The sequence below is a fragment of the Flavobacterium aestivum genome, from assembly GCF_026870175.2.
Taxonomy (GTDB): domain Bacteria; phylum Bacteroidota; class Bacteroidia; order Flavobacteriales; family Flavobacteriaceae; genus Flavobacterium; species Flavobacterium aestivum.
The window spans coordinates 2,753,836-2,777,913 of the sequence record NZ_CP113977.2; the positions used below are offsets into that span (position 1 = coordinate 2,753,836).

Below are 24,078 nucleotides of genomic sequence, written 5' to 3' on the forward strand. Positions count from 1 at the left end.
TGTTAAAAATTACTTTATTTTTTAATAAGTTTGACCGTTTTTCTGTTGGCACCTTGAGTCACAATTGTAATATAAGTGCCTGCAGGTAGGTCTTCTCCAAAGAGTATTGATTGACTATTGAAGCTTTCTATATGTTTGATAATTCTGGCTTGCATATCAAATACATCAGCCTCAATTTTTTCTGTGCTACCTCCGATAACCTCAATTGTAAATTGATAATTACTTGGGTTAGGATATGCTTTCACATCAAAAGGAACTATCTCTGGACTAGCTTCTCGGGTTGCAATACTTTCTGTATTATTAATTTTAGCAGTAGGATTTGCACAATCGAACGGATTCCAATAAATGTTTTTATTTATTGATAGAACTTTGCTCGCTATATAGAATCCATTCATAGTGGTATTTTTAGCAGGATCACCTTCAATTCTGATAGTTCCGTTAGGAGCATATATGCTAGCGTTTACGGTTGTATTACCACCAGATGCCACATGGAATTCAGTACCACCAATATAGAATACTGCTTTATAACCTCCAGTAGTGTTTATCAAGGTTGATTTACCAACATCAGCATATTCTTTTATTCTTATCGACATATCAGAACCGAACAATAGTTTTGTTGATGCGGAATTTGTACCATCACTCATAACCAGTCTGGTTATATTTAAAGTCCCTGTTCCGTTGGCATTAAATTTTACCTGACTACTTTTTCCAATAGTTACTATACCGAAAATAGTTCCTGTGGAGAAGGTCACATTACAATTGCTACCAATTGTCACATTTTTGAAGTTTCCTGTTTTTGTAACTGTGGTATTATTTGCAATAACCAAGTCTGATAATCCAGTTGTACTACTGCTGTTCAGTTGCATGGCTGGTAATGTTACCGTAGCTGGGCTAAAGATTCTAACAGGAACACTGGAGAATGGCTGAACAGTGATGTTTTTCGCTTTTACAAACGCACCTGTTCCGGCGACTGAACTGCTTTGTCCAATTTTTACAACACCGGTGGCTCCCGTAACCCCTACGCTAGAGATTTGAACAAAATTGTTATCACTTAAATTCACTTCAGTAAGACCTAGGATGCCATAGGCATTGATATTATTTTGTGGCTGAAAGTTATAAGTAGCCTGTGCTGAGCTTCCGCATAGTCCACCAATTTGGGTAACTGTTACGGTGTACATACCAACAGAGGCTGAATTATACAAGGTGATACTTTGTGTAGTAGCTCCTCCAGGGCTCCATGAATAAGAATAACTTCCCGCTATTGATGGGTTCGCTGTCAATGTCAAACCGCTACAGAATGCATCCGGACTGCTGGCGGTTATCGATGCGGTAAATGGTGTAACTGCATTGTTGGTTACCATTACATCATCATACGCTGTACAGATACCACTGCCGGTTGTCCATCTTACGGTTGCGCTTGTTCCAACTGCCACTCCGGTTATAGTAGTGGTTGGCGAACTAGCTGTCGTAATGGTTGCGCTGCCGCCTATCAATGTCCATGTACCAGAACCAGTTTGTGTCATTGTAAAGCTTGACGTATTGCACAAGGTTTGGTTTGGCTGATCACTTACAGTAGGTAATGTGGTATTGGTTACCGTTACATCATCGAATCCTGAGCAAGAGCCATTGGTTACTGTCCATCTTAGGGTTGCACTTGTTCCAGCCGTAACTCCGGTTATGCTTGTGGTTGGTGAGCTGGCGGTGGTAATGGCTGCACTTCCGTTTATTAAAGTCCAAATACCACTTCCGGCCGATGGAGCACTTTGTGTCATTGTAAAACTAGAAGTATTACACAAGCTTTGGTTAGGCTGATCGCTTACAACTGATAATGAGGAATTGGTTACCGTTACATCGTCATAAGAACTGCAATCTATATTGGTTACCGTCCATCTTACAGTTGCGCTTGTTCCAGCCGGCACTCCAGTTATAGTTGTGGTTGGCGAGCTGGCAGTAGTGATGGCTGCGCTTCCGTTTATTAAAGTCCAAGTTCCAGTTCCAGCCGATGGTGCACTTTGTGTCATCGTAAAGTTAGGAGTGTTACATGAGGCTTGATTAGGCTGATCGCTCACAGACGGTAATATCGTATTGGTTACTTTAACTTCATCAAAAGCATTACAAGAGCCATTGGTCACGGTCCATCTTACGGTTGCGCTAGTTCCTACAGCTACTCCAGTTATGGTTGTGGTTGGTGAACTGGCTGTTGTGATGGTTGCGGTTCCGCTTATTAAAGTCCAAACTCCCGATCCAATAGATGGTGTACTTTGGGTCATTGTAAAGCTTGAGGTATTACATGAAGTTTGGTTTGCCTGATCACTTACACTTGGTAATGTGGTATTGGTTACCGTAACATCATCATAAGCGCTGCAAGGTCCATTAGTAACTGTCCATCTTACAGTCGCACTTGTTCCAGCTGCCACTCCGGTTATGGTTGTGGTTGGTGAATTGTCTGTGGTGATAGCTGCACTTCCGTTTATTAAAGTCCAGATACCGGTTCCAGCCAATGGCGTACTTTGTGTCATTGTGAAACTTGAGGTACTGCACAAGTTTTGGTTAGGCTGATCGCTCACAGATGGCAACATGGTATTGGTTACCGTTACTTCATCATAGGCACTGCATGCACCACTGGTTACCGTCCATCTTACGGTAGCACTTGTTCCGGCTGCCACTCCAGTTATGGTTGAGGTTGGCGAATTGGCTGTGGTGATGGCTGCACTTCCGCTTATTAAAGTCCAAGCACCGGTTCCAATTGATGGTGGACTTTGTGTCATTGTAAAGCTTGAAGTGTTACACAAGTTTTGATTAGGCTGATCGCTTACTGTTAGTGTGCTATTAACGGTAAGTTGTACCTCAGCTGATGTTATACTACTACATAAATTACTGATTTTTACTCTATACATATTTCCATTCATGGCGCTTGTAACAGTTGGAAAGTTCAAACTGCTGCTAGTTTCAGTTGCAATGTCACTCCATCCACTACCAGTGTTTACTTGCCATAGATATCCTGTTGCAGTAGCATTAACGCTAAATGTTGCGGATTGTCCTTCACACTTAGATAAACTAACTGGTTGAGTATTGATAGCAGGAGGCGTACCGGTAACATTCACGGTTTGGTTTTGAGATGAACTGTTTCCATGAGTGTCTGTGTAAGTCCATGTTATGGTATAGGTACCAGGAGTATTGTAAGTTGTTGGAGCATTAGGAACTCCGTTAATAGTTAAGTCACAATTATCCGATGCTGTTGGTGTTGGCGCGGTTGCTGTGCATTCGCCAGTTACAGTTGGTAAAGCCGCAAGGCTTGGAACTGGTGCCTGATGATCTTCTACAGTTACAGTAAAGCTACATACAGCTGTATTACTTGATGCATCAGTTGCAGTCCAGATTACAGTTGTGGTTCCCAGAGGGAAGATGTTACCTGAGAGATAATTGCTGTTATTTATATTCATTGATACTCCAGTACAATTATCACTGGCGGTTGGCAATAAATAGAAAGCTCTTGCACCGCAAATATTATTGTCTGTATTTATAGTAATATTATTTGGACAGCCAGTTATCGTTGGTGATATATTATCAAGTACCGTAACGGTGAAACTAGCGGTACTACTATTGCCATTGATATCAGTAGCAGTATAAGTAATCGTGTGAACACCTGCACTTAGGGATGTTGAACCAAATGTATTATAATCATCATCGCTGCTTAGCAAACTTGCCATTCCACAGCTATCAGTTGCGGTTGGAGGTGTCCATCCAACGGCTTTGGTACAACTATTAGCAGCCAAAGTAACAATTTTGTTTGCTGGCATACCACTTATAACAGGTGCTATAAGATCTTTTACAGTTACTGTCGCAGTTCCTGTGTTTATATTACCATTGGTATCCGTTACTGTTAAGGTCACAGTATTCGGACCTACATTTGCACAGGTAAAAGTATTCGGTGATACTGATATTGATTGAATAGCGCAGTTATCATGCGAACCATTGTTAATTTGTGCTGCAGTAATGCTTGCGTTACCGGATGCATTCAACTCAGCGTCTATGTTTTGGGTAATCACAACTGGTAATTCACTATCGCTAACAATTATTGTTGCTGTAGCATTAGTTGTGCAACCGTGGTCATCGGTTACTGTCACATGATAGGTACCTGTAGAAAGATTCGTTGCAGTGGCAGTAGTCTGAGCTGATGGATCATCCCATAGATAAGTATAATCTGGGGTACCACCAGTTGGGGTTACTGTAGCAGAACCATTGCTGTTACCAAAACAATCTACATCAGTTTGCGCTGTTATGGATGCTGTTAATTCATCAGGTTCTGTAATGGTTACCGAAGTAGTAGCGGTACAGAATCCATCAGCATTTCCGTTTGATGCCGAAGCAGTGATTAAATAAGTTCCGGCAGCAAAGGAAGTTTGGGCGCTTAAATCAGGACCAGCGCCATCTAATTGTATAGTGGTGCTAGCACCTGCACTCAAACCGCTGATTGAAATAGTTCCATCGGCTACTCCTTTACAGGATACATTGGTGTTGGAGGCGCTTACCGTTACTTGTATTGGTTCCGTAATGGTAACCGAAGCGGTTGCGGTACAGAATCCATCGGCATTTCCGTTTGGAGCTGTTGCTGTAATTAAATAGGTTCCAGGAGCAAATGTAGTCTGGGCGCTTAAATCAGGGCCAGTGCCATCTAATTGTATAGTGGTACTAGCACCAGCGCTCACGCCACTGATAGAAATAGTTCCATCTGCCAATCCATTACAGGATACATTGGTTTTGGAAGCGCTTACCGTTACTTCTATAGGTTGCGTAATGGTTACCGAAGTAGTAGCGGTACAGAACCCATCAGTATTTCCGTTTGGAGCTGAAGCTGTGATTAAATAAGTACCAGCAGCAAAGGAAGTTTGAGCGCTTAAATCAGGACCAGTGCCATCCAATTGTATAGTGGTGCTAGCACCTGCACTCAAACCACTGATGGAGATAGTTCCATCTGTTAATCCATTACAGGATACATTGGTTTTGGAAGCGCTTACCGTTACTTCTATAGGTTCCGTAATGGTAACCGAAGTTGTTGCGGTACAGAACCCATCGGCATTACCGTTTGGAGCTGTTGCAGTTATTAAATAGGTTCCAGGTGCAAATGTTGTCTGAGCACTTAAATCAGGACCTGTGCCATCTAATTGAATTATGGTGCTTGCACTTGCGCTCAAACCACTGATTGAAATAGTACCATCAGCCAATCCATTACAAGAGACATTGGTTTTGGAGGCACTTACCGTTACCTCTATAGGTTCTGTAATGGTAACCGAAGTAGTAGCCGTACAGAATCCATCTTCATTATCGTTTGGTGCAGAAGCAGTTATTACATATGTGCCAGGCGCAAAGGTAGTCTGAGCACTCAAGTCAGGTCCAGCACCATCTAATTGTATAGTGGTGTTAGCACCAGCGCTCACGCCACTAATGGAAATAGTTCCGTCAGCAGCCCCATTACAGGATACATTGGTTTTGGACGCACTTACTGTTACTTCTATAGGTTGCGAAATGGTAACCGAAGTGGTAGCAGTACAGAATCCATCGGCATTTCCGTTTGGTGCCGAAGCAGTGATTAAATAAGTTCCGGCAGCAAAAGAAGTTTGAGCGCTTAAATCAGAACCTACACCATCTAATTGTATAGTGGTGCTTGCACCTTCACTCAAACCACTAATGGAAATGGTTCCATCAGAAGCCCCATAACAGGATGCATTGGTTTTGGAAGCGCTTACTGTTACTTCTATAGGTTCTGTAATGGTAACTGAAGCGGTTGCAGTACAGAATCCGTCGGCATTTCCGTTTGCAGCTGTTGCTGTTATTAAATAGGTTCCAGGTGCAAATGTAGTCTGGGCGCTCAAGTCAGGACCTGTGCCATCTAATTGAATGGTGGTGCTAGCACCAGCACTCACGCCACTGATAGAGATAGTTCCATCAACTAATCCATTACAGGATACATTGGTTTTGGAAGCGCTTACTGTTACTTCTATAGGTTCCGTAATGGTAACCGAAGTAGTAGCGGTACAGAACCCATCAGTATTTCCGTTTGGAGCCGAAGCAGTTATTAAATAGGTTCCTGGCGCAAAGGTAGTCTGTTCACTTAAATCAGGGCCTGCACCATCTAATTGTATAGTGGTGCTAGCACCTGCACTCAGACCACTAATGGAAATAGTTCCATCAGCAGCCCCATTACAGGATACATTAGTTTTGGAAGCACTTACCGTTACTTCTATAGGTTCCGTAATGGTAACCGAAGCGGTTGCAGTACAGAATCCATCGGCATTACCGTTTGGAGCAGTTGCAGTGATTAAATAAGTTCCGGCAGCAAAGGAAGTTTGAGCGCTTAAATCAGGACCTGCACCATCTAATTGGATAGTGGTGCTTGCTCCAGCACTCACGCCGCTGACAGAGATAGTTCCATCAGCTAATCCATGACAGGATACATTGGTTTTAGAGGCGCTTACAGTTACCTCTATAGGTTCCGTAATGGTAACCGAAGTTGTTGCGGTACAGAATCCGTCGGCATTTCCGTTTGCTGCAGTTGCAGTTATTAAATAGGTACCAGGTGCAAATGTAGTCTGAGCGCTTAAATCTGGGCCAGCTCCATCTAATTGAATTGTGGTGCTAGCGCCTGCACTCAAACCACTGATTGAAATAGTTCCATCGGCTAATCCGTGACAGGATACATTGGTTTTAGAGGCGTTTACAGTTACAGCTATAGGTTCAGTAATGGTTACTGAGGCAGTAGATGTACAGAATCCGCTTCCGTTAGGTTTCGATGCCGTTACTACGTATGTTCCAGGAGCAAATGTAGTCTGGGCACTTAAGTCAGGACCTGCACCATTTAATTGGATTATGGTACTTGCTCCAGCACTTACGCCACTAACAGAGATAGTTCCATCAGCTAATCCATGACAGGATACATTCGTTTTGGATGCACTAACTGTTGGCAAAGGTACCACGACAAAATCAGCTACAGTACGACAACCAGGAACTGAAGAACATTCTGCATAGAAAGGAGTTGTGCCGGCAGTATTTGTATTTGGCAAACCTGAATTTAAAACACCAACTGGGTTAAATGGAGAGCCAGTGCCAATGGATGAACCACCGGAAGAAGCGGTATACCAATTAATAACGCCATTCGCTGTGTAAGTTACAGTGATACGCATATAATCCACATCTACTTGTCTGGTACTACCCGAAGTACTGGTTCCGGAAAGAACTACTCCAAAAGTAGTAGCATTAATATCTGCAGCTGTCCATGTAGTACCCCACAAGTTGCTGGTACCTCCATAAGTGGCCGTTCCAAAAGCATTTGGCCAAGAAGTTCCGCTGGCGAGATTACTACCAACAACGGTACCACCTTTAACTAAACGAACAGTAGTATCAGTCATATTGGTTGTGGTGGCTACCTGACGATTAATAGTAACTGTTATTCCGTTAATGACAGCACCGGCAGGAATTGCAAAGCCATAGTTTGATCCTTGAAGATAATGGGTAGTTGCGTTAGATGCAAGATTTTGAGTCGCATAGGGAGTACCGGCAGTGGTAATATTTCCGGGAGTTGTCCATATTCCTGTACCCACAGCAGCATTATCTGCACCAGCACCAGCATTATTGGGTCCGCTAGAGGTTGGAGTTCCAGCAGGACATACCGTAGGAGATGACAATGTACCGCTTCCGCCTAAACAAACTGAAGCTCCAACAGTGGTAGGCACAGGGTTTATTGTGATGGTAGCAGATCCAGTCATATTCGAAGTACAATTTGTAGTGGCATTAGTCGCGACTACAGTATAAGTACCAGCAGCGGTCTTGATTCCAAAACTGATTGCAGATCCAGTTCCTGCAACAGGAGATCCGTCTGGAGATGCCCCTAAAAATAATTGATAATTGATACCAGTTTGAGAATTACCTAGTCCTACAGGAACTCCCGATGAACCGGCACAATATGCCCCGCCGCCGCTAACAGAAAAAGCGGTTGGTAAGGGATTGATTGTTATTTGAACAGCTAATGAAGTATCAGTACATCCATCTGATGTTACTGTTCTTCTAAACCACGTGGTCTGTGTTAATGATGGGGGAGAATAATTTTGAAGGGTTCTTGAGCCATTAGTAGTACTGGCATTAACATTATTAGCTACAAAATTATCCGTACTCTGGAACCATCCATAAGCATAAGTTCCATTACCGCCAGTAGGTAAAGATCCAGACAGCGCTACTGGTGTAGCACCGCTACAAATAGTTTGATCTGCACTAATGGTATTTCCGGCGATTAATGGACTTACTGTTACTGTTGGTGTAACAGACATTTGAGCTGTACAACCAGTTGCAGTGATGGTAGCCAAGACATTGAATGTCATAACAACAGGAGAAGCGGTATTATTGATTAAATTACCTGTAGGTAAATTAATGGTAGCTCCATTACCTGTAACCGGACTACCTATAAGACTGTTATCCGAATTATTTCTTAGTTGATAAGTTGTAGTTGTAGCTGTAGATAATGCCACAGTAATAGTTGTTCCGGTTCCTGTACATAAAGTGGCTGCTGTCGCCGCAACAGTTCTATTCGGTGGTAATGGATTGATGCTAATTGTTATGGTACCCGACATTTGTGCCGAACAACTTGTTGTTGCATTAGTTGCCAAAACATTATATGTAGTAGCATTTGTCAAGCTTCCGGTAGGTAAATCTATTGTACCTCCCGTACCCGCTACAGGGCTGCCTACATTCACATTACCCGTATTATTTCTTAATTGGTAATTAATTCCTGTTTCAGAACTTAAAACCTGAATATTTGTTGAATTACCGGAACAAATTGCAGTAGTTCCTGATAGGCTTTTGTTTAGTGGGAATGGATTTACTTTTACGGTATACGTCGCAACAACCGGACTACAAGGGCTGTTAGAAACGATCATCGTTAAAGTAACGACACCAACACCATTACCATAATCAGTAATAGCGTCAGCAGCAGATGGAGTATAGGTTGGGGTTAATGTGGTTGCATTGGTTAGTGAACCACCTCCATCGTGTGTCCATAATATGGTTCCATTACTGGACGTTGCCCCACTTACAGTGGCAGTACCGTTCGGGCATATTGACTGATTGCCTCCTGCCGTTGCTGTTGGTGCGGGTTTAATAGTTATGAGCATCTGATCGGTTACAGGCACATAGCAAGGGAAATTGATTGGGTCTTGGTATGGGTCGTATGAAGTTAGAGTCAAGGTAACTGTACCCGCAGTTATGTCTGCTGGTGATGGTATGTAAGTTGCGCTTAATGTAACATTATCAGGTGAGAATGTTCCGGAACCGCTAGACGACCAAGTACCACTGTCTACAGAGCCTGAAACAGAGCCTGCCAAAGATACATTGGGATTAGTGGAACAAACTATTCGATCAACTCCTGCGTCTACTATAGGACCAATTTGTACTGTTACTTGATATGTTGCAGTAACGGGAGGACAAACACCATTAGAAACGGTCATTGTTAATGTGACAAGACCACTATTATTTCCAGGATCTGATGTTGTAGGTGTATAGGTAGGAGTCAGTGTAGTTGCGTTACTTAATGTACCTGTACCGTTATGTGTCCATAATATAGTTCCGTTTGATGCCGAAGCACCACTAACTGTAGCGGTTCCTGTGGTACAAATTGTTTGGCTTCCTCCAGCAGATGCTGTAGATGGGGCAATTACTACTTGAGTCTTTGAGGCTGTTGTAGTTCCGCATGCTCCGCCGCTTGTAGTTAATGTTAATGTCGCGGTACCAGTATATCCGGGAGGAGGGGTCCATGTTGTATTCAAATTGGTATCACCAGCATTAAATGTTCCGCCAACGCCTCCATCAGACCATGTCCCGCCAGTGGCCGAACCGCCAACCGTTCCTCCTAAAGCTGCTGAGGTACCACCCTGACAAATTGAACTAAGTGCAGCTCCGGCACTTGCAGTTGGTTTAGTAATTACTAAATCAGAACCATTATCAGTTCCTGTAGTCGACGGAGTACTTGCGATAACTCTAATTCTATAAGCAGTTCCAGATGCCTGACCAATCGGAATGGTTGCCGAAATGCTTCCTGCTGATGTAGAAGTATTGGTTCCAATAGTTGTTGGAGAAGCAAATGAACCAGAAGAATTTGAAAGTTGTGCTGTAAAAACATTTCCTGCAATATAAGTTCCAGTAATGGTATAGGGGACAGTAACAGTGGCACCTACACAAAATGGAGAGCCACTTATTGCACTTGTGGCAATTGTAGGGGGTGTAATTGGTAAACTCATAGCAGATTCTGCATAGCGTATGGAACCACTAGGTGTTATTGCTGATGTTGCTGCAGCATCTGTTGTATTCGAAACGGGAATTGTACGTTTTGCAACTTCAACCTTCCAAGCAAAACCTCCTCCAGTTCCCGTATTACTTCCTCCGCTCGTCCAGTTTCCATTTATTGTATAACCAGGAAGAGTAGTATTCGTATCGTTATAAACACTTGTTATATAAATTGCCTGATCATTAGCATTTACTGCCATTGCCGCGCTTAATTGAGCAGGTCCACTACCACTATTATTGTTTAAGTTATTTCCTGTAGCATAGGTAGCTGCCTGGTTAACATTCGCATATACAGCATACCATACGGTCATATTTAGCAATGTTCCGGAAAGTGTCACATTAAGTGCTCGGGAAGTATTATCCATAACAGCATTATCTTTTAGATAATACAAATAGGTATGCATACGTCCGCTAGTACCTACATTACTTGTTGCTCTGGTTAGTGTGATACCACCATAGGAAATAGGCGAGGGTTCCGTCCCGTTAGCAGAACTACTGGTGGTGCAACTAATGGCAACAATCAAAATACGGTTAGATCCATTCGCAATAGCAAAACTACTTGTTGTGCCTGTTCCTGATACCTGATCATATGCTTTTGTCCATGCCGTTGGTTGTGTAACTTGCCCAACGGTTACATTCACAAAAAATAAATTCGCAATAAAAAAAATAATAGCGAGAATTCCGAATTTAGGTAGAAATGGTCTCATATTTTATGGAATTAAAAATTATAAATAAACGAATACGGTATGCTTAACGATTTTATGTAAAATCGTAGAATGGGATAACTATTTGTCTAATAAAATCGATAGAATGGGGCATCTATCTTACCAAAAAAATAAATAGAATTGGGGTTTCTATTTTGTCAGATTATTACAATTGTTCTTTTAAAAAGTAGAAAAAAGTTGTTTTTTTAATCTTAAAAAACGACAATACAATTGTTAAATTGATGCGCTAAGTTATGATATTCTTAAAGTGCAAATGTAATTTTAACACTATTTTCGATATAAGTGTTAAAAAAGACTATTAACTGCATAGTCTTGAAAATGAGCTTGATCTGATGTTTTTAAATTTTTATTTTTTTTAGGATTTTGCTCTCATTATAAAATGGCTTAATAATTTTTAGGGTTTTAAAATACTTTTTGTTACCTAATTTTTTAAGAAGCTTGCTATTAGTACATAAAAAAATGACAATCCGAGTTAAATAACTGTTTTGAATAAAAGATTCTTTAGAAGTGTGAATAACCTTTAGATATCATTCAATTTCCGATATAATTTTTTATAAATATGCTATCAAAACATAAAAGATGATTTAAAAGGATTATCGATGAAATAGATTTTACATAAACTTATAATTTGATTTGTGAGCTTTGAATCTACGGGAAATTGGTTTTATCTGTAAAATATATTCTTCAATAGATTTTTTAAATTAATTTATTTCTTTCAAAAGCAAATTGCAGGATGAGAAATAAAATAGTATTAGAGGTTGAATAATATTCAGGTTATCATTGCTTTATGTCAATTTTGGGCAGCTTTATCAGATTATTTTTTTAGAAATAAAAGAAAAATTTGTGTTAATATCTTAAAATTAAAATGTGATTTAACAATAAATAACAAAGATTTAACCCAAAAAAACATCTATAAAAATGCAGCATTAAAAAAAAGAATCATAACAACGGATAAAACTGAATTTCAACGACTTATTTTAATTTTCCTTAACTGTATTTGTATCTTTAGATGTTGTTTTAATGCGATAAAAAGCCAGCTTTTCACTACAAAATAAGTATTGGTTATTGCATAATTGATCCTTGCCCTATATTCTTTTTTGAACCTATCACTACCAATTAAAAAAGGATAAATAAATCCCATTTTTTAATTCTACTCAAAGAATATTAAAAAGGTGTGGCATGAAAAAATTCTATCTCAATTTGCAACAGTATATTTTAAAAACAATTATTTTATTCTGGACTTTTCTTATTGTTTTTGTGTTTGGGGATTCTGCTTTTGCCCAAACAACTACAGTAACTATTACAACAACCGGTTCCGATAGCTGGACAGTTCCTTGCGGAGTAACTTCCATCACAGTCAAAGCATGGGGTGCCGGTGGTGCCGGTGGTGCGGCCACGATAAACCCTAGTGGTGGTTCTGGCGGTGGTGGTGGCGGATATAGTACTTATATTGCTTCGGTTAGTTCTGGTCAGGTTATAAATTATACTGTTGGTTCAAAAGGCTTAGGGGGCACTGGAGATGGCGGAGATGGTGGATCAACCACTATTTTGGCATTAACAGCCCATGGCGGTACTGGAGGACTTCAAGATAATGGTACATTTGGTCTTGGAGGAACAGCTTCTGGCGGAACTACGAATACTACAGGTTCTGATGGTTCACAAGGATCAGTTACCACTGGTGGAGCAGGAGGCGATGGCGCTAATGGAGGCGCAGGAGGAGCCGCCGCTGTAATAGTAACCTCAAATGGGAATGATGGGACTGGACCTGGTGGAGGTGGAGGTGGAGGTTTCCAATTGGCAGCCGGTACCTCTAACGGAGGTAATGGAGCCGATGGTCAAATTGTAATAACCTATACTACTCCAGCAACAATCGGAGCACCAACCTCAGTTACACCCAGTAGCGGAACAGGGGTTTGTACCGGATCAAGCATCGACTTGAATGCCACTTCAGCCGGAAATACAATTAATTGGTATACAGTACCTACTGGAGGAACATCTATTGGATCATCAGCAAGCGGAGCCGATTTTTCGGTATCGCCAGCAGCTAATACAACTTATTATGCCGAGGCAGAATCATCTTTAGGCTGTATAAGTTCCAGTCGAACCGCAACTGGTTTAATAACGGTAAATGAACTTCCGATTATTACTGTACAGCCTACCACGCCTGCAGCAGTTTGTGCCGGAGCTGGACCAAGAACAATAACGGTAACAGCAACCACTCTTCCTATAACGTATCAATGGAGAAAAAATGGGACGCCTTTGACCAATACAGCTCCCTATAGCAATGTTACTACTAAAACGATGTCAATAACTGCCCCAGCTTTTTCTGAAAATGGAGCTTCTTTTGATGTGATTGTGACTAATGCCGAAGGATGTTCAGCTACTTCTAATGCTGTGGTTTTGACGGTAAATCCTTCGCCTTCAGCTCCAACATCAGTTACACCCAGTAGCGGAACAGGGGTTTGTACCGGATCGAGCACTAACTTGAATGCGACTTCAGCCGGAAATACAATTAATTGGTACACGGTAGCTACAGGAGGAACTTCTATTGGTTCATCAGCAAGCGGAGCTGATTTTTCGGTAACACCAGCAAGTAATACAACTTATTATGCAGAGGCAGAATCACCTTTAGGTTGTGTAAGTTCTACTCGAACCGCAACTGGTTTAATAACGGTAAATGCACTTCCTATTATTACTGTACAACCTACTACACCTCCAGCAGTTTGTGCCGGAGCAGGTCCAAGAACTATTACAGTAACGGCAACGACTCTCCCCATAACCTATCAATGGAGAAAAAATGGGACGCCTTTGACCAATACTGCTCCTTATAGTAATGTTACCACTAAAACGATGTCAATAACTGCTCCAGCTGTTTCAGAAAATGGAGCTTCTTTTGATGTGATTGTGACTAATGCCGAAGGATGTTCAGCAACTTCCAATGCCGTGGTTTTGACGGTAAATGCTTTGCCTTCAGCTCCAACACCTGTCACACCCTCTAGTCCCGTGAGTGTTTGTAACGGGGCAAGTGTCAATTTGAATGGTACATCAGCCGGTAATACCATTTATTGGTTTACAACTGCAACTTTAGGATCAAGTCTTGGGTCTGCAGCTAGCGGAACCAATTTCCCGGTAGTGCCTGCAAACAATACAACTACAACGTATTATGCCGAATCACGTACTCCCGCAGGCTGTGCCAGTTCTACCCGTACAGCAACCAGTACAGTAACGACAAGTGCGCTTCCTGTTATTACTACACAACCCGCTAGCCCAGCAGCTGTTTGTGCCGGATCAGGAACAAGAACTATTAGTATAACGGCAACAGGTGTTACCACTTACCAATGGAGAAGAAATGGAGTAGACTTAACTAATGTCGCTCCTTATAACGGGGTTACTACGGCAACACTAACGATAACCAATCCGGCTGCTACAGATGCCGGTACTTTTACAGTGGTACTCAATGGTTCAGGTTGTTCACTAACTTCCAATACGGCAACGCTGACGGTGAATAGTCTTCCTACGGCACCTTCACCCGTGACTCCAAGTAGTGCAGTAGTGGCTTGTAATACAGCAGGAACCACGCCTCTAAATGCTACTTCTGCTGGTAATACGATTGATTGGTATACCGTTGCAATTGGGGGATCGACTATTGGTTCTTCGGCCAGTGGAGCCAATTTTACGGTATCTGCCCCAACAGCAACAGTGTATTATGCCGAATCCCGTAATGCAGCGACTGGCTGCGTCAGTTCCAGCCGAACTGCGACTGCCTCGGTAACATCAAATGTTTTACCAGTCATATCTACACAACCCGCAACCCCTGCCGCTGTTTGTGCCGGATCGGGAACAGTAACGATTAGTGTAACTGCAAGTGGTGTTAGCACTTATCAATGGAGAAGGAATGGTGTGAATTTAACTAATGTGGCTCCTTATAGTGGAGTTACTACAGCAACTCTGACGATAACCAATCCACCGATCGGTGATAATGGTGCTTCTTTTGATGTACTACTCAATAGTGCTACTTGTCCGGTTGCTTCCAATTCGGTTACTTTAACGGTCAATGCAGCACCTTCAGCACCTACTTCGGTTACACCTAGTAGTGCAGTTTCATTTTGTAGCGGCTCAGGAACAATAAATCTGAATGGTACTTCTGCTGGCAATACAATATATTGGTACACAGTATCCACAGGAGGTACCAGTATTGGATCATCTGCAAGTGGGGCCAATTTTTCAGTAACACCTGCAAGTACTACTACTTATTATGCTGAAGCTCGTAATGCTTCTGGTTGTAATAGTGCTACCCGAACCGCAACTGCCACAATAACGGTAAGTACAACACCTAATCCCGTTATTGAGTTTACTGAAGGACAGAATGATCACACTTATACGATAACTACTTGCGGTCATATCGCGCCATCGGAGAATGATCTTGACGTTAATTCGGGTAATCCAAGTGGTAATCAGAACACGTTTAGCCCTGCAACCGGACAATGGCAAGTAAGCTATGATAATGGAGCGACCTGGGCAAATGCTCCTGGGCCTTCAAGTACGACACCACAATACATATTTGATCCTGTTTATACCAATTATGAGAATATTCCCGGTACTTATTATTTCCGATTAATAATTACCAATAATGGTTGCTCAGGTACCAGTAACAGTATTGTATTAACTGTAACAGGAAGCGTTACTTTAACGCCAGGTTCCATTGCTGGAAATCAAAGTTCCTGTACAGCACCTTTTGATCCTGTAGCATTTACCGCGCCAACTGCACCAAGTGGTGGAGCTGGAGCTGGTACTTATAGTTATATATGGCAATCTTCAACAGACAATACGAACTTCACTACTATTTCGGGTGCTACGGCAGATACTTATAATGCTCCGGCAATTAGCCAAACAACATACTATCGTCGTTACGTAGTATCAGGAACCAATGGGGGAGGATGTAGTGCTGTTAGTAATACAATTACAGTTTCGGTAGGAACTCTGCCAGCTCCTGTTGTCGGAACTATTACACAGCCTACTTGTGCTTTAGCTACAGGTAGTGTGGCATTAAGTGGTTTACCGGGAGGAAGCTGGACGATAAACCCTGGAAGCATTGCGGGTAGTACTGTGACTACTACCATCTCTGGACTTGCTGCTGGTACCTATAATTTTACGGTAACGCAATCATCGTGTACTTCGCCAGCATCTGCCAATGTGGTTATAAATGCACAACCAGTTACTCCATCAGCACCAACAGCAAGTGTAACCACACAGCCTACCTGTTCCACACCAAAAGGAACTATAGTAGTTACTGTTCCTGCGCCAGCGGCTAATGTTACTTATACGGTAACCGGAACATCTCCGGTTGTGGCTGCGGTAACTCAAGCGTCTGCTACATTTGCAAATCTAAGTCCGGGAGTTTATTCAGTAACCACTACCAATACTACATCTGGATGTACATCTAGTGGAACAAGTCTTACTGTAAATGCAGTTCCGGCAAACCCTGCAGCGCCAACGGCCAGTGTAACGGTACAGCCTACCTGTACTACTCCAAAAGGAACAATAGTAATCACAGTACCAGCACCGGCAGGAAATGTGGTCTATACTGTAACCGGAACATCTCCGGTTGTGGCAGCGGTAACCCAAGCATCAGCTACATTTGCAAATTTAAGTCCGGGAATTTATTCGGTAACTACTACCAATACTACTACGGGCTGTACATCAAGTGCAACGAGTCTAACGGTAAATGCAGTTCCAGCGAATCCAGCAGCGCCAACAGCCAGTGTAACTGTCCAACCTACCTGTACCACACCAACAGGAACGATAGTAGTTACAGTTCCAGCGCCAGCGGCTAATGTTACTTATACAGTAACCGGAACATCTCCGGTTGTGGCAGCGGTAACCCAAGCGTCAGCTACATTTGCAAACTTAAGTCCGGGAATTTATTCGGTAACTACTACCAATACGACTACGGGCTGTACATCAAGTGCAACAAGTCTAACAGTAAACGCAGTTCCAGCGAATCCAGCAGCGCCAACGGCAAGTGTAACTGTCCAACCTACCTGTACGACACCAACAGGAACGATAGTAGTTACAGTTCCGGCGCCAGCGGCTAATGTTACTTATACGGTAACCGGAACATCGCCGGTTGTGGCGGCGGTAACACAAGCGTCAGCTACATTTGCAAATTTAAGTCCGGGAATTTATTCGGTAACTACCACCAATACTACCACGGGATGTACATCAAGTGCAATAAGCCTAACGGTAAATGCGGTTCCAGCGAATCCAGCAGCGCCAACGGCAAGTGTAACTGTCCAACCTACGTGTACTACACCAACGGGAACGATAGTAGTTACAGTTCCAGCGCCAGCGGCTAATGTTACTTATACGGTAACTGGAACATCTCCGGTTGTGGCGGCGGTAACACAAGCGTCAGCTACATTTGCAAATTTAAGTCCGGGAATTTATTCGGTAACTACCACCAATACTACCACGGGATGTACATCAAGTGCAATAAGCCTAACGGTAAATGCGGTTCCAGCGAATCCAGCAGCGCCAACGGCAAGTGTAACTGTCCAACCTACGTGTACTACACCAACGGGAACGATAGTAGTTACAGTTCCAGCGCCGGCGGCTAATGTTACTTATACGGTAAGCGGAACATCTCCGGTTGTGGCAGCGGTAACCCAAGCGTCAGCTACATTTGCAAATCTAAGTCCGGGAGTTTATTCGGTAACCACTACCAATACAACTACTGGCTGTACATCAAGTGCAACAAGTCTAACGGTAAATGCTGTTCCAGCGAATCCAGCAGCACCAACAGCCAGTGTAACAATACAGCCTAACTGTACTACACCAACAGGAACAATAGTAATTACTGTTCCTGCGCCAGCGGCTAATGTTATATATACAGTAACCGGAACTGCTCCAGTTGTGGCAGCGGTAACACAAGCGTCGGCTACATTTGCAAACCTAGATCCAGGAATTTATTCGGTAACTACTACTAATACGACTACGGGCTGTACATCAAGTGCAACAAGCCTAACGGTAAATGCACAGCCACCGACACCAGCAGTTCCAACAATCAGCAGTACTGCTGCAACTTGTGCTGCCGATGGTACGAGTACGATCAGCAATTATCTTGCGGGTAACACTTATACATTCACTCCGGCAGGTCCAACAGTGGGTGCAGGCGGACTGATAAGTGGTATGACCCTAGGCACATCCTACACCGTTACGGCGAGTAGCGGAGGCTGTACCTCTACAGCTTCGACCTCATTCAGCAATGCGGCTCAGTTGACAACTCCTGCAGTTCCAACAATCAGTAGCACCGCAGCTACCTGTGCTGCAGATGGTTCGAGCACGATTAGTAATTATCTAGCCGGTAACACTTATACATTTACCCCAGCGGGTTCAACAGTGGGCGCGGGCGGATTAATCAGCGGCATGATCTTAGGTACATCCTACACCGTTACAGCAAGTAGCGGAGGCTGTACTTCTACAGCTTCGGCTTCATTCAGCAATGCGGCTCAGTTGACAACTCCAGCGGTTCCAACTATCAGTAGCACTGCTGCTACCTGTGCTGCTGCCGGTACGAGCACGATTAGTAATTATCTAGCCGGTAACACTTATACATTTACCCCAGCGGGTCCAACAGTGGGCGCGGGCGGACTGATCAGCGGTATGACCCTAGGTACTTCCTATACCGTTACAGCAAGTAGCGGAGGCTGTACCTCTACAGCTTCGGCTTCGTTCAGTAATGCAGCTCAATTAGTTACTCCAGCGGTTCCAACAATCAGTAGCACCGCAGCTACCTGTGCAGCCGACGGTTCGAGCACGATCAGCAATTATTTAGCGGGTAACACCTATACATTTACCCCAGCGGGTCCAACAGTGGGCGCGGGCGGACTGATCAGCGGTATGACCCTAGGTACTTCCTATACCGTTACAGCAAGTAGCGGAGGCTGTACTTCTGCGGCTTCGGCTTCGTTCAGCAATGCGGCTCAGTTGGTGACTCCAGCGGTTCCAACAATCAGTAGTACCGCAGCTACTTGTGCTGCCGACGGTACGAGTACAATCAGTAATTATCTAGCGGGCAACACCTATACATTTACCCCAGCGGGTCCAACGGTGGGCGCGGGCGGACTGATCAGCGGCATGACTCTCGGTACTTCGTATACCGTTACGGCGAGTAGCGGAGGCTGTACCTCAACAGCTTCAGCTTCATTCAGTAATGCGGCGCAATTGGTAACCCCAGCGGTTCCAACAATCAGTAGTACCGCGGCGACTTGTGCTGCCGATGGTACAAGTACGATCAGTAATTATCTAGCGGGCAACACCTATACATTCACTCCGGCAGGTCCAACGGTTGGAGCAGGCGGACTGATTGGCGGCATGACTCTCGGTACATCCTATACCGTTACAGCGAGTAGCGGAGGTTGTAGCTCAACAGCTTCGGCTTCGTTCAGTAATGCGGCTCAGTTGACAACTCCAGCGGTTCCGACAATCAGCAGTACCGCTGCTACTTGTGCTGCCGACGGTACGAGTACAATCAGCAATTATCTAGCGGGTAACACCTATACATTTACCCCTGCGGGTCCAACGGTGGGAGCGGGCGGACTGATTAGCGGTATGACTCTCGGTACATCCTATACCGTTACAGCCAGCAGCGGAGGCTGTACTTCTACAGCTTCGGCTTCGTTCAGCAATGCGGCGCAATTGGTGACTCCAGCGGTTCCGACAATCAGCAGTACTGTGGCTACCTGTGCAGCCGACGGTTCGAGCACGATCAGCAATTATCTAGCGGGTAACACCTATACATTTACCCCAGTAGGCCCAACAGTGGGCGCGGGCGGATTAATCAGCGGCATGATCTTAGGTACATCCTACACCGTTACAGCAAGTAGCGGAGGCTGTACTTCTACAGCTTCGGCTTCATTCAGCAATGCGGCTCAATTAGTTACTCCAGCGGTTCCAACAATCAGCAGTACCGTGGCGACTTGTGCTGCCGATGGTACGAGTACGATCAGCAATTATCTAGCTGGTAACACTTATACATTCACTCCGGCAGGTCCAACGGTGGGTGCGGGCGGATTGATCAGCGGCATGACTCTCGGTACATCCTACACCGTTACAGCCAGTAGCGGAGGTTGTACCTCTACAGCTTCGACCTCATTCAGCAATGCGGCTCAGTTGACAACTCCTGCGGTTCCAACAATCAGCAGTACCGCGGCGACTTGTGCTGCTGCCGGTACGAGTACAATCAGCAATTATCTAGCGGGTAACACTTATACATTCACTCCGGCAGGTCCAACAGTGGGTGCGGGTGGACTGATTAGCGGCATGACTCTTGGTACTTCGTATACTGTTACAGCAAGCAGCGGAGGTTGTACTTCTACAGCTTCGGTTTCATTCAGTAATGCGGCTCAGTTGATTACTCCTGCGGTTCCAACAATCAGCAGTACTGCTGCAACTTGTGCTGCCGATGGTACGAGCACGATCAGTAATTATCTAGCGGGTAACACCTATACATTTACCCCTGCAGGTCCAACAGTGGGAGCGGGTGGACTGATCAGCGGCATGACCTTAGGAACTTCGTATACCGTTACGGCAAGTAGCGGAGGTTGTACCTCAACAGCTTCGGCTTCGTTCAGCAATGCAGCGCAATTGATAACCCCGGCGGTTCCGACAATCAGCAGCACCGCAGCTACTTGTGCTGCCGACGGTTCGAGCACAATCAGCAATTATCTAGCAGGTAATACCTATACTTTTACTCCGACTGGTCCAACAGTGGGCGCGGGCGGACTAATTAGCGGTATGATTTTAGGTACTTCTTATACTATTACAGCGAGTAGCGGAGGCTGTACCTCAACAGCTTCAGCTTCATTCAGCAATGCGGCTCAGTTGGTGACTCCAGCGGTTCCAACAATCAATAGCACCGCAGCTACTTGTGCTGCCGACGGCACGAGCACTATCAGCAATTATCTAGCGGGTAACACTTATACATTCACTCCAGCGGGTCCAACAGTGGGTGCAGGCGGATTGATTAGCGGCATGACTCTCGGTGCATCCTACACCGTTACAGCCAGTAGCGGAGGCTGTACCTCTACAGCTTCGGCTTCATTCAGTAATGCAGCTCAATTAGTTACTCCAGCGGTTCCGACAATCAGTAGCACTGCGGCGACTTGTGCTGCCGATGGTACGAGTACGATCAGCAATTATCTAGCGGGTAACACTTATACATTTACCCCAGCGGGTCCAACAGTGGGTGCGAGCGGATTAATCAGCGGCATGACTCTCGGTACATCTTACACCGTTACGGCCAGTAGCGGAGGTTGTACCTCTACAGCTTCGGCTTCATTCAGTAATGCAGCGCAATTGGTAACCCCAGCGGTTCCAACAATCAGCAGTACCGCGGCGACTTGTGCTGCCGACGGTACGAGTACGATCAGCAATTATCTAGCCGGTAACACCTATACATTCACTCCGGCAGGTCCAACAGTGGGCGCAGGCGGATTGATTAGCGGTATGACTCTTGGTACTTCTTACACCGTTACGGCCAGTAGCGGAGGCTGTACCTCAACAGCTTCGGCTTCGTTCAGTAATGCGGCCCAATTGGCTACCCCTGCGGTTCCAACGCTTACTGCTGGTACTATTAACTGTAATGATGCAACAGTAGATTGGACACCATCAGCTAATGTAACAGGTTATCGTATAGATGTGGCAACAGATGCGGCTTTTACAAGTATTTTGCCATCTTATAACAATTTGCCATTCGGCAATGCAGTAGTTTCAACGAATGTAAACGGATTGGCATCGGGCATGACATTTTATGTAAGAGTACGTGCAGAAAATAGTTGCGGAGCGAGTGCTAATTCGACTACTCTTACAATAACTACCGGATCTAGTGCAACTAGTTTTACAACTACTGAAGAACAACCCAATTGTATAGTTGCTACAGGAAAAATAACTGTTAATGAGTCTGTTGTTGATCCATCTGATCAATATAGTTTTGATGATGGAGCGACATATCAATCTTCGAATGTAAAAGCGTTATTGGCTGCTGGAACTTATAAAGTGAAAGTAAAAAATGTAAATGGATGTGAAACTTTAGCCAAAACAGTTGTCATAAATGCTTCGGTTACTACAACTTATACCGGAACATGGTCTAATGGAGTTCCCGATATACTTAAAAGAGCAGTTTTTGCAAGTAATTATACATTTGCGGGAAATCTACAAGCCTGTTCTTGTCAAGTGAATACAGGAGTTAGCGTAACTGTTAATTCAGGATTCTCTTTAGTGTTAGAAAACGGACTAGATGTAGTAGGAACCGGAATAATAACTTTTGAAAACAATTCAAGTTTGATACAAACCAATAATGTGGTTAATACAGGAAATATAACTTATAAAAGAAATACCACACCAGTTGGTAAATTTGATTATACTTATTGGTCTTCTCCGGTTTCCCCTCAAACTTTATTGAATGTTTCGCCTACAACATTATCTGATAAGTATTTATCTTGGGATGCTGTTGCCGGAACATGGAAAATTGAAGCTACAGGAACCGTAATGGCCAAAGGGGTTGGTTATATTATTCGTGGTCCACAAGGAAATTTGACTCCAGCAGTTTATACGGCAAACTTTATTGGTGTACCTAATAACGGAAATATCTCTTATTCTATAGCTGGTTCTGGATTGAATTATCTTATTGGAAATCCATATCCGTCTGCTTTAGATGCCGATGCATTTTTGGGGGCAAATCCAGCTTTAGACGGAACTATTTATTTTTGGACACATAATACACCAGTAACAAATCTTCTCTATAATCATGGTGATTATGCTTCTTACAATGCAGTGGGAGGTACCGGAACAGCTGCAATAAATACTGGAGTTAGCAATTCTGCTCCAACAGGAAAAGTAGCCTCAGGACAATCGTTTTTTGCGACAACAAATGCTGGGGGTACTGTTACTTTTGATAATACGATGAGAGTAGGTGCTGGCGGAGCAATACTTAATAATTCTCAATTCTTTAAAGGAACGAAAACTAAAACGGCAAGTAATGCATTAGAAAAACACCGGGTTTGGTTAAATTTATCAGATACAGAAGGTGCCTTCAAGCAATTGTTAGTTGGGTATGTTACCAGCGCAACTAATGGAATTGATAGACGTTTTGATGGAGGAAGCCTGGATGCAAATACCTTTGTAGATTTTTATAGTATTAATGATAATAAGAAACTTTCTATTCAAGGACGTGCTTTACCATTTGATATGGACGACCAAGTGCCTTTGGGATATAGAACGACTATTGAAGGAACTTTTTCGATTGATATTGACCAAGCTGATGGATTTTTAGCTGATATACCAATATTTTTAGAGGATAAATTGACGGGTGCTATTGTTAATCTTAAAAATGGAGCATATAGCTTTTCTACAACTGTAGGGACATTCGATGATCGTTTTGTATTGCGATACTTTGATAAGTCTATTAAGGGAAATAATTTTAACTCTGATAATTTTGGTGAAATAAATAAAGATGTACTGATCACAGTTAAAAATCATATTGTGAAAATCTATTCTTTTGGTCAAATCATTGATAAAGTGATTATTCACGATTTGATGAGAAGAGAGCTTTTTGAAGAAGATAATATCAATAGCAATGAATTTAGTGTTCCTGAATTTAGTTTGACTGATCAAGTTTTGATAGTGAAAATCCGTTTGAATAATGGCAAATGGATTACAGAGAAAATTGTTTTTTAAATTACCAGAATAAAAAAAATGTTGCTTGTATTTGTGTGTTGATTTTTTATGAAAATCAATTTAATTAACCCGTTAATCATGTTTGTTTTTTACTGCAAATAATCATGGTTAGCGGGTTGTTTTTATGTGATTTAAGAAGAGTTTATTAGATGTTTTACTTCTCATATAGTCAGTCTATGTAAAAAATAGAGCTATTTTCTATCAAATCTTTAATGATTAGTCATAAATCTATGTCTCTATGTGGTTTATTATTATTTAAATTGAATTACACCCAACTGTAATCATTTGT

2 protein-coding genes are annotated in these 24,078 nt (G+C 43.2%); one reads left to right on the top strand and one right to left on the bottom strand.

Going from position 1 to position 24,078, the window contains the following annotated elements; genetic code table 11:
- Positions 1 to 14: 14 nt before the first annotated feature.
- Complete coding sequence (locus tag OZP08_RS11890; RefSeq protein WP_281321928.1) at positions 15 to 11,036, bottom strand: HYR domain-containing protein; 11,022 nt, start codon at positions 11,034 to 11,036, stop codon at positions 15 to 17.
- A gap of 1,197 nt (positions 11,037 to 12,233) precedes the next feature.
- On the opposite strand from OZP08_RS11890, the gene OZP08_RS11895 reads away from it, so the two are divergent.
- Positions 12,234 to 23,789, top strand: coding sequence for a DUF8693 domain-containing protein (locus tag OZP08_RS11895; RefSeq protein ID WP_281321929.1), 11,556 nt, complete (start codon positions 12,234 to 12,236; stop codon positions 23,787 to 23,789).
- Positions 23,790 to 24,078: the final 289 nt, after the last annotated feature.

Bases quoted from the DNA above. Each gene is read 5' to 3' on its own strand.
- OZP08_RS11895 (WP_281321929.1), top strand. From the start codon at position 12,234: ATGAAAAAATTCTATCTCAATTTGCAACAGTATATTTTAAAAACAATT.
- OZP08_RS11890 (WP_281321928.1), bottom strand. From the start codon at position 11,036: ATGAGACCATTTCTACCTAAATTCGGAATTCTCGCTATTATTTTTTTT.